The organism is Kitasatospora sp. NPDC048296 (assembly GCF_043201815.1).
Taxonomy (GTDB): Bacteria; Actinomycetota; Actinomycetes; order Streptomycetales; family Streptomycetaceae; genus Kitasatospora.
Genome location: NZ_JBICZB010000039.1, coordinates 4,963 through 19,018, shown reverse-complemented (window position 1 = coordinate 19,018; position 14,056 = coordinate 4,963). Strand labels below are relative to the sequence as shown.

13 protein-coding genes are annotated in these 14,056 nt (G+C 71.3%); 2 read left to right on the top strand and 11 right to left on the bottom strand.

Annotated elements, in window-relative coordinates:
• Positions 1 to 53: 53 nt before the first annotated feature.
• Positions 54 to 797, bottom strand: a complete 744-nt coding sequence (locus ACGF12_RS22650; protein ID WP_393032874.1) for a hypothetical protein — start codon at positions 795 to 797, stop codon at positions 54 to 56.
• Between the two features lie 780 nt (positions 798 to 1,577).
• Here ACGF12_RS22650 and ACGF12_RS22645 point away from each other — a divergent pair.
• Together ACGF12_RS22645 and ACGF12_RS22640 are read left to right on the top strand one after the other, a co-directional pair.
• Positions 1,578 to 2,099: a hypothetical protein gene (locus tag ACGF12_RS22645; protein ID WP_393032871.1), complete on the top strand. Its 522-nt coding sequence runs from the start codon at positions 1,578 to 1,580 to the stop codon at positions 2,097 to 2,099.
• Positions 2,096 to 3,808 (top strand): hypothetical protein, encoded by a 1,713-nt coding sequence (locus tag ACGF12_RS22640; RefSeq protein ID WP_393032868.1) that lies wholly within the window; start codon positions 2,096 to 2,098, stop codon positions 3,806 to 3,808. The genes ACGF12_RS22645 and ACGF12_RS22640 overlap by 4 nt, the downstream gene beginning before the upstream one ends.
• Before the next feature lie 175 nt (positions 3,809 to 3,983).
• Here the strand turns inward: ACGF12_RS22640 and ACGF12_RS22635 are convergent, their stop codons facing one another.
• The 10 genes from ACGF12_RS22635 to ACGF12_RS22590 all read right to left on the bottom strand — a co-directional run bounded on the left by ACGF12_RS22635 (position 3,984) and on the right by ACGF12_RS22590 (position 13,770).
• Positions 3,984 to 4,421 (bottom strand): hypothetical protein, encoded by a 438-nt coding sequence (locus ACGF12_RS22635; RefSeq protein WP_393032865.1) that lies wholly within the window; start codon positions 4,419 to 4,421, stop codon positions 3,984 to 3,986.
• Positions 4,422 to 4,460: 39 nt separating this feature from the next.
• Entirely contained in the window at positions 4,461 to 5,381 is a 921-nt protein-coding gene (locus ACGF12_RS22630) for a replication-relaxation family protein (RefSeq protein WP_393032861.1), read from the bottom strand.
• 214 nt (positions 5,382 to 5,595) lie between these two features.
• Entirely contained in the window at positions 5,596 to 6,873 is a 1,278-nt protein-coding gene (locus ACGF12_RS22625; protein WP_393032858.1) for a winged helix-turn-helix transcriptional regulator, read from the bottom strand.
• Between the two features lie 314 nt (positions 6,874 to 7,187).
• On the bottom strand, positions 7,188 to 8,195 hold the full coding sequence (locus ACGF12_RS22620) for a hypothetical protein (protein ID WP_393032855.1): 1,008 nt from the start codon (positions 8,193 to 8,195) through the stop codon (positions 7,188 to 7,190).
• A gap of 142 nt (positions 8,196 to 8,337) precedes the next feature.
• Positions 8,338 to 9,363, bottom strand: a complete 1,026-nt coding sequence (locus ACGF12_RS22615) for a phosphoadenosine phosphosulfate reductase (protein ID WP_393032852.1) — start codon at positions 9,361 to 9,363, stop codon at positions 8,338 to 8,340.
• Positions 9,364 to 9,511: 148 nt separating this feature from the next.
• Positions 9,512 to 9,661 carry a hypothetical protein gene (locus tag ACGF12_RS22610; protein WP_393032849.1) on the bottom strand — a complete coding sequence of 50 codons (150 nt, stop codon included), beginning with the start codon at positions 9,659 to 9,661 and terminating at the stop codon, positions 9,512 to 9,514.
• Positions 9,662 to 10,054: 393 nt separating this feature from the next.
• Entirely contained in the window at positions 10,055 to 11,779 is a 1,725-nt protein-coding gene (locus ACGF12_RS22605; protein ID WP_393032846.1) for a hypothetical protein, read from the bottom strand.
• Positions 11,780 to 12,052: 273 nt separating this feature from the next.
• Positions 12,053 to 12,781 (bottom strand): hypothetical protein, encoded by a 729-nt coding sequence (locus ACGF12_RS22600; protein ID WP_393032843.1) that lies wholly within the window; start codon positions 12,779 to 12,781, stop codon positions 12,053 to 12,055.
• 141 nt (positions 12,782 to 12,922) lie between these two features.
• Complete coding sequence (locus tag ACGF12_RS22595) at positions 12,923 to 13,396, bottom strand: hypothetical protein (protein WP_393032840.1); 474 nt, start codon at positions 13,394 to 13,396, stop codon at positions 12,923 to 12,925.
• A gap of 50 nt (positions 13,397 to 13,446) precedes the next feature.
• Positions 13,447 to 13,770 (bottom strand): hypothetical protein, encoded by a 324-nt coding sequence (locus ACGF12_RS22590; RefSeq protein WP_393032837.1) that lies wholly within the window; start codon positions 13,768 to 13,770, stop codon positions 13,447 to 13,449.
• Positions 13,771 to 14,056 lie beyond the last annotated feature (286 nt).

The following is a 14,056-nucleotide window of genomic DNA, read 5'->3' as shown; positions in this document are numbered from 1 at the left end:
GACGCCGCACCCGTGCGGACACGGGTGCGGCTCGGTGTCGTGCATCGGCGGTGTTACCAGGCGACGACGATCAGTCCGCCGCCGCCGTTCTGGCCAGCGTCCGCCGCGTTGCTGGTGTATCCGGCCTTGCTGCCGCCCTGGCCCGCATCGACGCCGCCGGAGCCGCCTCGGGCGCCGACCGTTCCGTCACCGCCTCGGCCGCCGGCCCCGGTGCCCACCGGGACGGTGTAGGTATCGCCGCCGGGAAGACTGGCTTGGGTCGGCGCCGTCACCGGGGCTCCTGAGCCGCCGACGCCATGCCTGCCGCCGTAGGTACCCACCCTGTCGGTGCCGTTGTGGGCGACGGCATTAGTGCCCAGGCTGCCCGGGCTGCCATCGGCTCCCTTGACGTTGGCCTTGTCGTCGCACGTCGGGTGGATCGGGTACACCACGGCGCCCTTGCCGCCGTCGGCCTGGAGCGTGGAGGCGGTCCCGCCGGCTGCGCCGCCCTCGCTGCCGCCGCTGCCGCCTGTTCCGGAGCGGCCACGCTGCCCCACACCGGCTCCGCTGACCTCGCCCTGCACTTCCTCCCAAGGGCCGCCCACGAGAGCGATATTCAGGCTCACCTTGGACCCGCTGGGCGCACCGTCCTGGCCATCGTTGCCGTGCCGGCCGGTCTTGCCGTCGCCGCCAACGACATTGGTGCCGCCTGCGCCGCCGTGTGCCTGTGCGCCGCCGGCCCCACCGTGTCCGGCGGCGCCGGCCTTGAGGGTGAGGGTGATCGGTTTGTTGTTGGTGGCGGTGAAGTGGCAGACCATGTAGCCGCCGCTTCCTCCGCCGCCCGCTGCGCCGCCCCCGGCGCCGCCCGCGCCCCCAGCGCCCGGGTCGTCCCTACCCGACGACCTGAACTTGTTGCCTTCGCCGCCTCCGCCTCCGGCCCCGGAGGCTCCGCCGCCGCCCCCGCTGCCTCCGCCCCAGACGTAGACGGTGATTTCCTTGACCCCGGAGGGCGAAGTCCATTTCTCTGAGCTTGCGGAGGCGGTGATCACCTTGTGGCCGTGGGTGGGTTCATCGGCGGGAGCGGCCCACGCTGCGGGGCCGGTGAGGCTGAGGGCGAGGGCGCAGCCAAGGGGCGGCAATAGCTTCCGTGAAATGGTCATGGCCACGATCGTCGGCGCGTGACTTTGAAGATGCCAGCGAGAATTCAACGACCAACTCGAACGAGTGACGATATTTCGGGCACAGGGACTTCAAGAAGAAACACCCTGACAGGCCGAAGTCAGTAAGCGGCGGCCGTCGCCCGCGTCAACTCCCCGAGGCGGACGCCCTTCCTGGTCCGGGCCGCCGCAGAGGGCTGGCCCTCTTGATCTGCGGCGATCCATCTTCACTGTCACAAACGGCCGTTGGTCCAACTTCGGTGGCAATCGGTCCAACTTCGCTGTCACAGGTCACCGTCGACGGCCACCAAGGTCCGCCGCGATTCCTTGATCAGCACAGTTGTAGAGCCGTTACCTCACGAGCCCTCAGCACCAAGGAGTGCACCAACGGTCGCGGGATTACCTCTGGCATCGAACCCGCGCGACCCCAGGAGCCCCACGATGCCGCCGCACCTCGACCTCGACCTGCTGCTCGCCCTCGGGGCCGTCCTCCTCCCGATCGCCCTCGTCGGCCTCGACCGCCTGCCGCGCCCAGGTCACCGTGCGCGCCCGGAGCAGCCGGAACCCGGGCACGGTCCCGAGCCGTCGGCTCCCGCACCCGTACTCCCGCGGCCCGAGCACCCGCCGGTGCCTCCGCAGTGGTACCGCAACGAGTACGTCGCAGCACGTGCGGCCCTCGGCGAGGGACGCACGATCATCGCGCGGATCTGGATCTCCGACCTCATCGACGACTGCCTGCTGACCTTCGGCGAGGAGCACCCCTACACCCGGTGGGCCTGGGAACTGCTGGCAGAGATCACCCGCACCGCGATCGCCAACCTCGACCACTACGGCCCGACGATGGACCCCCACGGCAGCGCCGACCTCTTCGGCACCGTCCTCTTCCCCAAGGGCAGCCCCTACACCGTGGTCCGCGACGGCGACGTGACCAGCGTCTACCGCACCGCCGGAGCCACCCGGTGACCGACCTCCTCACGTGGCTGTCCACCGGGGCGGACGGCACCCTCGCGTGCAACGGCCTGGACTACATCGAGTTCGACGTCCGGATCGCCCGCGACCCCTCCTGCCCCTCGACCAGCAGGGCCGCCTACATGGCCCTGGCCGCCTTCGCCGACATGGAGCACCACGTCACGCTCACCGCCGAGGCCGTGGCCGGCTGGTCCCGCGAGGTCCGCCAGGCCCTGCTGCCCTACCGCAAGACGATCGCCGCATGCATGGGCCGCAGCGCCAACACCTTCGACCGCGCCGCCGACGACCTGGTCCAGCGCGAGGTCCTGATCGTGACGCCCCAGCAGGACCCCAACCACCCGGGCGCCGCCGATGCCAACCTCTACCGACTCGTCGACCGCGAGCGCTGGGCCCGCCAGGTCCTGGAACGCGCCGCCAACCCGGCGCCCACCCTCCCCTTGCTCGGCGCCGACGGCCGGCCGGTCCCCCGAGTCCTGCGCACCCCCGGCATCGACTTCATCAAGCTCGACGCCCGCATCGTGACCTTCGGCGGCCGCTCCCCGAACTACAAGAGCGTCTACGCCGCCATCGCCACCTTCGTGAACCTGAACAGCCGCGCCGTCACCGAACGCCCGCCGACCATCCGCGAACTCATGGCCTGCACCGGCCTGGGCCGAACCGCCGTCACCGACGCCCTCGCCCAGCTGCGCGCCGACGGCGTCCTCCTGATGAAGGACCAGTACGCTCCCAAGCTCGAAGGCGGCGGCCGCCTCGCCTCCAGCTACGCCCTCCTGGACGGCCGGCTGTGGCGGGCCCGCGCCGCTGCCCGGGAAGAACGGGAGATCGCCCAGTTCACCGGGGGGTCTACCCACCAGCCGGACATGGGGGGTCTACCCACCACGCGGATGGGGGTCTACCCACCAGCCGGACAGGGGTCTACCCACCACGCGGACATCATTAAGAGAAGTAGTGAGAACCGTCGCGGCGAGCCCCTCCCGGACGCCCGAAGGGCTTCTACAGGTGGTAAGGCGCGCGAGCCGCGCGCGGCCCGCGCCGCCAAGCCGGCCGCCCAGGTCGGCTCCGCCGACGACCGGACCAAGAAGCCCCGCACCAAGACCATCCGCACCACACCCTCGCGCCCCGTCCCCGGAGAAGAGGTTGTCTTCGCGGCCATCGACGCCCTCGGCGTGAGCAAGCACCCTGCCCTGCGGGTGCCCCCGCTGCGCCGGGCGGTCCGGGACCTGCTGTCGGCCGGCCGCACGACCGACCACGCGCTCGCCCGGATCGATGCGGGCTGGTGGAAGGCCGGCGTGCCCGAGCGGATCGCCAAGGGCGAGATCCGCGGCCCTGTCGGCTACCTGGCCACCATCCTGAGCCGGCAGGACTGCGAGATGGCGGACTGCGAGCGCGGGCTTCTGCTCGGCTCGGGTGAGGAGTGCCGGGCCTGCGGACTGCGGGCGGCGGAGCGGGCGGCCGACCGGGCCCGCCACCACCTGGAGGAGCAGACCCCCGACCTGGACACCGCGGGTGAGGGCTCCGGGAACCGCGAGCCGGCCTCCCGGGAGGATGAAGGCAGCGCCGGGCCGGTGACCTGGCGGTGTCAGGCGCCCGGGCCGGATGGATTCGGAGCAGGGGTCTGCGGGCGGCCGGGCCGCGGAACGCCACCGCCGCTGCCGATGTGCCCCGACTGCTTGAGCGATCTTCACCGGGCGCTCGCGCGCTGAGCCCAGGTCAGGCCTTCGCCGGCTCGCCGCCGGAGGCCTGGCCCAGGGCGGGGCCTCCGGCCCTGTCCGGTGCGGATATGCCGATGCCCTCCCCGAGTGGGGAGGGCATCGGCATGTGGCGGGGGCGAAGGGTCCGGTCGGGGTCGCGCGGCGTCCCGGCCCTGGCCGCCGAGGTTCAGGTGGAACCCCGGTGCCCGGCGTCGTCCCGGGCACCGCGGGCAGCCCGCAGGACTTCGCTCCACGGGGCAGGGCCCCGGGAGAGCAACAGCCGGACGGCGGCCGCCACCGCGTGGACGTCCTCGACCAGGTCCTGCGCGAGGTCCGACGTCCCGTCGGGGGAGGTGATGATGACCCGGCCGGGCAGGAAGTAGCCGCCGCCGGAGGTGATGTCCAGACCGCGCCAGACACAGGCGGTGGTGGCGATCAGGTTGTCGGCAAGCCGTTGGTTCTGCCCGGAGCCGTGGATGTGCATCAGGGCCCGGCGGTGGTAGTAGGCAGGCTCAGGCGTACCGGACAGCCGGGTGACGATCGAGCGGTCGCGGGTCGCGCGGTCGTCGGGCAGGGCGATGGTCTCCACGCTGCCGTCGGGGTCGATCAGCACGGCCAGGGGCACGGGGTTCCTCCAGGGGTGATGGCGGTTCGGTTGACGGTGTCACAGGTCCATCCAGCCGCAGGCAGGCCGGCCGGGGTCGGTGAGCGACACCCAGGCGGGCGCCGACGGGCTGAGGTCGGGCCGGTCCTCGGTAGGGGAGATCTCCTCCAGCAGCGCGGCGCCGGCCTTCACCTCCTGGAGCATCTCGACGACCCGGCGGCTGCCGCCCGCCGCGGCCTGAAGGTCCTCGATGCGGTTGAGCATGGTGGTCCGGGAACCGCCGGCGAAGACGAACAGCAGCCGGGGGAACTTGCGGTAGTACTCGGTCCACACCGGCTCGGCCTGGCTGCTCTCGATCGTGGGCCGCCGCCCGCCGCCCTGGAAGGGCCGCAGCTGCCAGAAACGGGCGTACGCGGTCAGCTTGCCGGTCAGCTTCTCGCTGCCGTACGTCGCGCGGTCGACCTCGACGAAGGCCCGCAGGTGCACCCGCCCGTCCGCCCGGTTGGCCGTGTAGCGCATGAGCGCGTCCGCCCGCACCGCATCGGTCCTGCGCTCCGACAGGCGGTGCATCGTCTCAGGCGCCCAGTCGAGCGGGCCGTAGTCGTCGCCCCGCCGGCGGGCGTCCGCCAGGAAGGCGAGGTGGGTGGCCAGTACTGCCTGGGAGTGCGGGAGCAGCATCCGCGCCGCGACGTCGGCCAGGTTCTGGAGCGGGCTGGTGCGGTCGCTGACCTCGGGCATCTCGGCCGCCACTGCGCGGCCCCTGTCGGTGAGGTAATGCAGCAGCGCCCGGCGCGGCTGGCGCAGCGTCACCGACTCCACCAGCTCGTCCTTGCGCAGCATCCGCAGCTGGTGGCGGACGTAGCTGATGTCCTTGTCGGGGCAGAGCATCTGGTGCAGCTGGGTGGTGGTCGCGGAGCGGTGCTGGTAGAGCGCCGCCAGGGCCATGTAGGCCAGGGAGCTGGGAGCGGAGGTCGGGTTCACCAAGATCCTCTTCGGGAGTTGCCGGCGGAACACGCCACTCAACCCCGCGAACCTTGGCGGAACCCTTGGTGGCCACGGCGTCCACGGGGACGAGTCCGTAACGCCCGCCACCAAGGTTTCCGCCAAGGCGTCGCATCGCGCCGCCAAGGAATCCCGAAGGTCTCCAAGGAATCCTCGCTGCGCACCTCTGACCTGCGCAGACAAGGCCACCAACCTACGGCTGCTGCGGTGCCGATGCCTCGCGCAGGTACTTGCCGGCCGTGATCGGGGTGAGCCCCAGCACCGCCGCCAGCTCGTCCGCCGTGAGGTCCGGGTTCTTCTTCAGCAGCTTCTTCGTGCGCTCCAGCCGCTCCTGCGCCTCCTGGCGCTTGGTCGGTCCGGTCGGCTCGTTCGGGTCCCGCCGGTAGGCGGCCGCGGTCTCGGGCGTCACCCCGAGGTGCTCGGCCAGGTCCTCGTCGGTGAGGTCCGGGTTCTCCTGGAGGAGCTTCGCGGCCTGGGCCCGTCGCTCGCTGGCCTTGTCCTCGGGACGGGCGTCCTGGCGGCCCAGCTCGTTGAGGTGCCGGTTGGCCGTGCTGTGCCCGATGCCCAGGCGCCGGGCGACCTCGGCGCCACTGATGCCCGGGTTGGCCTCCGCCAGCTCGCGGACCGCGTCGCGCAGGCTCGTCGACGCCTCCCCGTCGGAGGAGCCGGGGCCGGCGACCTCCTGAAGGTAGCGGAACGCGGTGCGCACGTGGATCCCGACAGCGTCCGCGATCTCGGCGACCGTCATGTCCTGGTTCTGCTCGTACAGGGCGATCACCTGCGTGCGCCGTTCCTCGCTCAAGGCGACCGCCTTGCGCATGGCCTCGGAGCGAGGCGTCCAGCTGCTGCTCTTGCTGCCGGCCGGGCGGTGGAAGCCGGCGTTGTACCCGCGCTCCTTGCGCTCCTCGTTCCAGCGCTCGATCGTCGCCCGGAACCAGAAGTCCACGCCGTAGAAGGTGCGGTCCGGGTCCGGCAGGCTGGTGACCTTGGTCCTGGCGTAGTAGGACTCCCAGGTCTTGGGAGTCGGCCGGCGGTCCTTCGGCACCGCCATCCGTGCCTCCGTCAGGGTGAGGAGCTCGTGACCGCTGACCCAGTCCTGGAGGTCCTGCTGGGTCATGGAGTCGAGCTCGTCGGCCTCCAGGTCGACGATCGTGCCGTCGTCGGCCTCCGCTTCGAGCCAGCTGCGGATCAGGCCGCGCAACTCGTACTCGGTGTAGGTGCTGTAGTCCGGCAGGCTCGGAATGGTCTCCAGCGTCCCCGGCTCGGGAGCCTTCCTCTTGCCCTTCAGCTTCTGAAAGTTGCGGGCGAGCACCTCGGCCTGCTCCAGGTCGTAGAGCTCCTTGGCCCCCTGGCCGCCGGCCACTCTGTCGAGCTGCTTGAAGGCGCCCTTGTTGCGCAGCGAGTTGACGTTCCAGCCGGCTTTGTCTGCCAGGTCCTCGCGGTCGATGACCCGGCGTCCGATCATGATCATGGGTGTCCTCCTGAAGGACTGGGTTGAGTTTCGGGCGACCGCCCGTAGTGACAGGATTATGTATACCATGAATCCAGCATTGAAACAAGTTTGGTGTCCACCCCGGTATGCGCGGCGCGTCGCCGGACGTCACGCCGGCCGGGCCGCCGGCTCCGGCGACCGTGCGGCATCCGGACGGGAGGGAAGCCACGAGGGCGCCCTGTCGCGGCATGCCGGCGCCGGCCGGGCGCGAGGCGATCTCAAGGCCCGAGCCCACACCGCGGCCCAAGGCCGGGCGGTGCTGAAACAGCTCCGCCCGGCTGCGCGAACGGCCGCTAGGCGGCAAGATCGAGGCTCACCCCCCGGACCTTGAAGGTCACCAGGCTGCGGGGGACCGGCTGCTCCTTGGAGCGGTAGATCTGCATCTCCAGCCGACCCGCGACGACCACGCGGCGGCCTACCGACAGATCGTCGGCCGCAGCTGACGCCGCCTCGCCCCGCAAGGTGCAGCGCAGCTGTGCAGGCAGCTCCACACCACTTGTCCCGGCGCGGCCCTGGTCGTGCTCGACGGCGAACAGGACTACGGTCTCCCCTGTGTCGGCGTTGGTGCGCGAGTCGATCTGTGCGATCCGGCCGGTGAAGGTCTCCAGGCGCTCCGGCACGGGGTCGAGCTGCTCGAACCTGGACGTGCCGGGCTCGTGGCCGGGCGGAACGTGCAGGGCCGCTCGCGCCCTGCGGGCCCCTTCGCTGTTGATCCTCCCCTTCAACTGCCCGTGGACCGCCCGAACCTCGGTCAGCAGCGCGTCCGCCTCGTCGCGCCGCTGCGCGGTCTCCGCCTCGTCGTCACGTGCCGCCCGCGAACACAGGTGGGAGTGCGCGCCCTCGATCTCCTCCAGCGCGATGCCCACGGCAGCCGCTGCGCCGGGGCGCAGCCGCTTGCGGGAGAACCCCCACTTGCCGTCCTCGGACTCCAGCACCACCAGCGACTCGGCGGGCCAGCCGGTCTCGTCCAGCGGGCCGAGCAGGACGTCGAGCTGGCAGGTCACCCGGGTGTCGTGCAGCGGCTGCCACGGATACCAGGCCCAGGGAGTGCGCGCGCGCAGGAACTCGTAGGCGCCCTCGCCGGTCGGGTCCTGGCCGGAGCTGTGCAGGTGGCCGACGTAGGCCGCCAGGTGCGCCAGCTCCCAGCCGATGGCGTCGAGGTGCGGTGTGGGCACGGACATGGTCAGCTCGGCGACTGCGCCCTTGCGCTCGGAGATCCGCAGGTGCAGGACCAGCAGGTCGTTCGAGGTGTCCCGCTGCTTCTGGGCCGGGTGCACCGTGCTGGTGGTGGGAGTGGGCATGGCTGCCTCCTTGCCTGTGCGAGGTTCGATCGGCATCCGGGAGCCACCCGAATGACATTGAAAAGACTACCATGAAAAGTGCATGGAGTGAGGGTCTGGCGGCCCGTCAGGGCAGCTCCCGTCGGGGCCGCCGACCAGTCGGTCAAAGAGTGATCACCGGCAGCAGGGCGCGGGGCGGGGCGGACAGCGCGAGCTCGGGAAGCCGCCGCGGCTCCTGCTTCAAGGCCCAGCGAAGCCGCTTCATCATCCGCGCGAAGTCGGGGCCCTCGTCCTCGATCACCACGCCGGGCCTCGGGGCGCCGGGCTCCCTCGACAACGCGATCAGCTCCGCCATGCTGATGTCGGGCCGGAAGCTGTCCCCGCGGACCTGCTCGACCAGGGCGGTCGCCTCGGCGATCCGAGGCCGCCGCAACACGCCCAGCAGACTGTCGCGCCGGCTCGCCAGGAAGCAGCTGGAACACGAGCACCGGCTCGACCCCAGCCAGTCACAGGCCCCCGGCTCCGAGTCGTAGCACCAGTGCCACTCGTAGCCCTGCTCCGCATGGAGTTCGCGCACCTGCGCCTTCGTCCACGCCTTCGCCGGCAACCACTCGTCCACGTGCCGCGACGTGTTCGACTTGACGGTGCGATAGGCCGGGCGCTGCGCCCGGCTGGCCGACTCCTCGCCGCGCAGCCCCAGCACCTTGAGCACCCGCACCGGCCGGCCCAGCAACGGCCGCAGCCGCCGGACCTCCGGAGTGTGCGAGGTCTCCTCCAGCTGCTCCTTGAAGCCCTTCGTGCAGTAACGAGTGTTGAGCCGCATGAAGCGCCCGTACAGCGCGGTGTAGGTCAGCAGGTCGTACGGCTCCTGGCCGCCGGCGCCGTCGTCGCGCATTTTCGCGAGCTCCAGGTGCCGCGAACGCGGAACCCCGGACTCGCGGCTCTGCCGGGCCGCCAGCTCGGCGACGCTGGCATGCCGGCGGCCGCGCACGGTGACCGACGGCCATTCCATCGGGCCCAGGGTGGCGTGGAACGTCCAGACCCGGTCGGCGACTCCGGCCGCCCGGGCGGCCTCCATCAGCACGTGCTGCATCGCGCGGGAGTCCGCGCCGTACGAGAGGTTGCCGCAGATGATGTCGTAGTCGGCGAGGTCCGGCACCGGGCCGGGGGTGATCGTGTTGCTGGTCATCAGCTTCCTTGAAGGGGGGAATTGCCGGAGGTCGGCGGGGTGGTGCTGCGCCGCTGGGGGCGGCGGTGCGGGGAGCTGCTGCTCGGAACCCGGTGTGGTGGGCCGGCCGGGCGGTTGTCGCCGCCCGGCCGGTTGCTGGTCTGTGAGGTCAGTCCTCGGCGCCGGTGTCCCGGCGCTGGCCCGGGATCCGGGGCTCGCTGCTGGGCATCGCATGCGGGGGGCGCTGTCCGGGGAGGTCGGTGTGGGGGGCTGCGGGCTCGTTCTCGTCGCCCTGGAAGTCCTGCGGCTGCTCGTTCACGGGGTGCCCCTTTGCGTGTGTGCGGTTCGATGTCATCCGGGAGCCACCCGAAATGACAAGAGAATGCATACCATGGAAAGAGCATCCTTGACGGAATCGTACTGTCCGGCCTCCCGGCCCTGAAGAGAGGGCACTGGCCGGCCGGTGCCTGGGCATGGTGTCCCGCACCCCTTGCGTGCGCTAAGGTCTAGGTATCTCTTGATGCATGGTGAGCGACTTCGGTCGGTCCTTTCGTGTCAGGGGTTCGATTGGAACGGCGCTGGGTTAGCCCCCTCCCGCAAGGGACCCGCAAGGGCAGCGCCGTTCTGCTTTCCCGGGAAGCTCGTCTCCGCCGGCCGCCGCACCGGCCAGGCCGGGGTGGAGCGCTCCGCGCCCCACCCCGCCCGCCGCGCCCTACGCCTGCGGCTCCCCCTCGTTCGAGCTCTCCTCCTGGCCGTCCGGCTCCTGGTCCTGCACGGCCTCCGCCGGGCCGACCTCCTGCTCGGGCTGGGCGCCGGTCTCCGGCGCGACCTCGTCATCCCGGGTCTCGTCGTCCTGGTCGTCCTCGGCGTCGGGACTCTTCGGCTGCTCGGGCTCCTGGGGCTGGGGTGCGGAACCGGGTCGGGACTTGGCCGCCTTGGCCTCGGCCTTCTCCTTCTTCTCGACGGCCGCGACCATCTCCTTCTCGATCGCGGCCAGGGTGTAGCCCTCGGCTTTGAGGAAGAGCAGCCAGGCGGCCGTCCAGCCGTCCGCCACCGCCCAGTGCTTCTTGCGGCTCAAGTGGAGTTCGAAGGCCATGGCGACCTGTGCGAACACGGCGTTGAACATCCGCCGGTTGCGGCGCAGGCGGGCGTTCAGGGCGTTGAAGAAGCCCCGGGGGGTCTTCCAGTTGATCTCCGGGCACGGCTCGTCGAAGTACGCGGCGATCAGCTTGGCGTTGCCCGGGGAGACCGCGTCCGCGTACCAGGACGGCATCTCCGTGACCACCTGCATGGCCAGGGCCAGGGCGCGGTCCGACAGCTTCTCCGTGACGAGCTTCTTCACGAACCGCGCGCGCACAATGCGGGCGTCGGCCTCGGCCTTGTTCTTCTTCCCGACCTCGACCGGGCTGGGACCTTCCGCCTTCGCCTTGCGGGCCAGGTCGGCCCGCTTGTGCTTGTTGGCCCGCCAGTCGGCGCACGCGAACACCACCTCGTCCGACCACTCGAAGACGAAGGCCTTGCCGGGGCACTCGGCGCTGTGCTTCTCGGGGTCGATCGGCTCGCCGTTCGCGTCGACCAGGTCGCGCAGGAGCCGGTCCGTGATGCCAGGCTGCTCGTACCAGCTCCGGCGGGGAACCTCGACGAGCCCCTGACCAGTCCACAGCGCACGGGCCGCCTCCTTCGCGGCGATAGCCGCCTTCTCGCTCAGGAGTTCCTGCATGGCGTGCTGCCAGTTGCCCTTGTCGGCGGAGCCGGACTCGGCGTCCTTCGCGCGGGCCCTGGCCAGATCCTCGACCGCGCCGGGAACGTCCTCGACCTCCGCGAGGGCGATCAGCTCCTCCAGGTCGAACTCGTGCTGCGCGGCCTTCTGCTTGACCTCCTTGGGCAGGGAGGTCGCCCGGCTGGCCTGCTTGACCTGCTCGACCGTCAGACCGGCCGTCGTGGCGGCCTTCCTGAGCTCCTCGTCGGACAGTCCCAGCAGGTCGAGCTGCTCGGCGGCGCTGGCCACGTCGGCGGACGTCATCGCCCGGCGGAGCAGGTTCTCCTGGAGCGACTTCGCGACGGCGGCGGCGATGACCTCGGCGGACTGGCCGATCAGGTCCGCGCGCACCATGCACGGCACGGCGAGGATGTCGCGCTCGCGGCCCTCGTCGATGCACTTCTGAGCGGCGGCCTGGGCGCTGAGCATGCGCCGCTGGCCCGCCACGACCCCGTAGGTGCCGTCCAGGAAGGGGCGGACGAGCAGGGCGTTGTCGATGCCCGTCGCCACCGACTCCAATAGTGCTTCGTCGGGGTCGATGTCCTCGGTGCGGACGTTGTACTCGTCGAGGACGAGCTTGCGGGGGTCGAGGTAGTGCAGTTCGCCGATGCTGCGGTACAGCAGGCCGTCGGCGGTGCGGGTCTCCACGGTGACGTTCTCAGGAGCGGTGATGGTCATGGTGCGGTGCTCTGTCCTTACGCGAGGTTCGATGCCTTCCGGGAGCCACCCGGCCGGACAAGAAAAAGAATACCATGGAAAGTGCACCGAAAGGGGGTTGGTGCACCCCGGACGAGGCGTCAGCCCGGCGGCCGGCCGGGCAGCGCCCCGCCGCGACACCGGGTCGCCGACCGCCCGGCCGTTGACGAAAGGGGACCCGGCCTCCGGGTGGACCCAGGAGGCCGGGCCTCGGCGCTGGTGCGACCGGGGCACCCCTGGAGGCGCCCCGGCCGGTCAGTAGCGGTAGCGGTCGAGATGGAAGGCCGGCGACGGCAGCAGGGTGACGACCAGCTCGGCGTCGAAGGGCGGCTCCTGGTGCTCGGTGGCCTCCGCCAGGTAGGCGCGGACCATCTCCGTCGCGAAGCTCTCGCCCACCTCACGACGCCCGAAATCGACCTCGCGCCGACTCCTGTCGACGCCGATGACCACCACCCCGTTCGGCGACCACTCGGTCTTGCTGTCGTAGTCGTCGTAGACGCTGGCGCTGCGCACCTCGGCGGGGGCGGGCCAGCCGCGCTCCGCGCACACCTCGCCCACGTACTGGGCGAGGGCGAGCACCGCACGGCGGTGCAGCTCGGAGTGCGCCTCCTGGATCAGCTGCTCCAGAGCGGTGTCCTGCATCCGGAAGAGGCGGTCCGCCATGGTGGTGCGGACCCGGCGCAGGCCGCGCAGGCGCCGCCAGGCCCTGGCCCAGATGCCGGGGCCGGACCGGCGCCGGATCCGGGCGCAGCCGGGCACGTCCACCTCGACTCCGCGCAGGCGTCCGTCGGTGGTGCTCAGGGCGGCGTCGGCCTGCTCGGCGTCGACGCCGATCCAGACGGTGCCGTCCTCCTGGACCTGGAAGCCGATGCGGAAGCCGGCGGCCGCGAGGACGGGCATGCTCTGGGGGCAGCTCGGGTCGGCGGGCAGCAGATGGGCGCTGGTGTGCAGCGCGGTGAGCTGGTGCTCGGTGAAAGTGTGCACGGGTCTCCCGGGTGCTCGATGTGCTGGGCGCGGGCTGTCGCTGGTGCGAGGTGCTGCGGCGGGACTACCTGGCGCCGGCGGCCGGGCCCCCATGGGTGGGGACTAGCGGCCGCCGGGAGGTGGCGTGATGGATCGGGCGAGTCAGCCGTAGTAGGCGGTGAGGATCCACTGTGGGGATCTGCTCTGGTCGGTGGTCAGGCCGAGTGTGTCCATGGCCTTGCGGAGCCTGTCGCTCCAGCCTTCGGAGGCGGCCTGGGCGGTGAGGGCGACGAAGTCGAAGGCTTCGGTCTCGCCCCACTCGACCGAGCAGACCTTCATGGCGAGGCAGTAGCGCGGGTACTCGCAGGAGCCGTTCACGACGATCTCGATCCCGAGGAGGTCCTCGGCGTCCTGCTTGCGGCCGAAGTAGCCCTCGATCTGCCAGTCGGTCTCGGTGAAGCCGACAATGGAGGCGAGTAGCCGTGTCGTCGCGGCCTCTGCGAAGTCCTTGTCCTCGCTGTTGAACCAGTCGACGGAGAGGGCTCCGTAGCTGTCGAGCTGGTTCACCTTCCAGCCGTCGCCGTCGCCGCCGAGTGCGTAGCCGTATACGAGGCGGGCGGTGGGGCCCATACCCATGGGGGCTCCTTGTGGTGTGGTGGTGGGTCAGTCGGTGACGGTGAAGCAGGTCAGCGGAACGCCGTGCACCCGGAGGACTTGGCGTTGGCGGGCACCGGGAACCTGGTCTGGCGGGCCCAGCGCAGCGAGTCGGTGGAGGCCTCGTCGAGGTCGAGGTCCGCCCGGTTCCCATCGATCGCGGCCACGGTGCCGCTCAGGCCGATGAGGTACTTCGGCTTGAGGTTGCGGGTGGTGACGGTGCTGCCGGTGGTGACGGCGGCGGCGCGGATCTTCGCCAGTGCGTCGCGGCGGTCCCGGATGGCCGTGATCATGCGGTCGAGGTCGCCCTCGGTGGCGTCGGTGAGGATGTAGCGGGTGGCGTCAGCGAGCGACACGGGGCCTCCTGGAGTGCCATGTTCTGGGTTCGATGTCAGACCGAGAGCCACCCGGCCTGACAAGTAAAAGCCTACCATGAATAGTGCATCCGTAGGGCTTGATGCAGCGCGGGCGCCCGAGGTGCTGCCGGGCGGCGGTCTGTGCGCCGGGTGCCAGCGATGGCGTGAGGGAGGAGGGTGGGGGCGGGGGGGGGGGGGGGGGGGGGGGGGGGCCGGGGGGGGCAAGCATGCCCAGGACGGGGGGGGGCCCCCAGGGGGGCCGGGCGGGGGCCCCCCCCCGGCGCGG

Coding starts and splice junctions, on each gene's coding strand:
- ACGF12_RS22650 (WP_393032874.1), bottom strand. CDS start 797: ATGGTCTGCCACTTCACCGCCACCAACAACAAACCGATCACCCTCACC.
- ACGF12_RS22645 (WP_393032871.1), top strand. CDS start 1,578: ATGCCGCCGCACCTCGACCTCGACCTGCTGCTCGCCCTCGGGGCCGTC.
- ACGF12_RS22625 (WP_393032858.1), bottom strand. CDS start 6,873: ATGATCATGATCGGACGCCGGGTCATCGACCGCGAGGACCTGGCAGAC.
- ACGF12_RS22620 (WP_393032855.1), bottom strand. CDS start 8,195: ATGCCCACTCCCACCACCAGCACGGTGCACCCGGCCCAGAAGCAGCGG.
- ACGF12_RS22615 (WP_393032852.1), bottom strand. CDS start 9,363: ATGACCAGCAACACGATCACCCCCGGCCCGGTGCCGGACCTCGCCGAC.
- ACGF12_RS22605 (WP_393032846.1), bottom strand. CDS start 11,779: ATGACCATCACCGCTCCTGAGAACGTCACCGTGGAGACCCGCACCGCC.
- ACGF12_RS22595 (WP_393032840.1), bottom strand. CDS start 13,396: ATGGGTATGGGCCCCACCGCCCGCCTCGTATACGGCTACGCACTCGGC.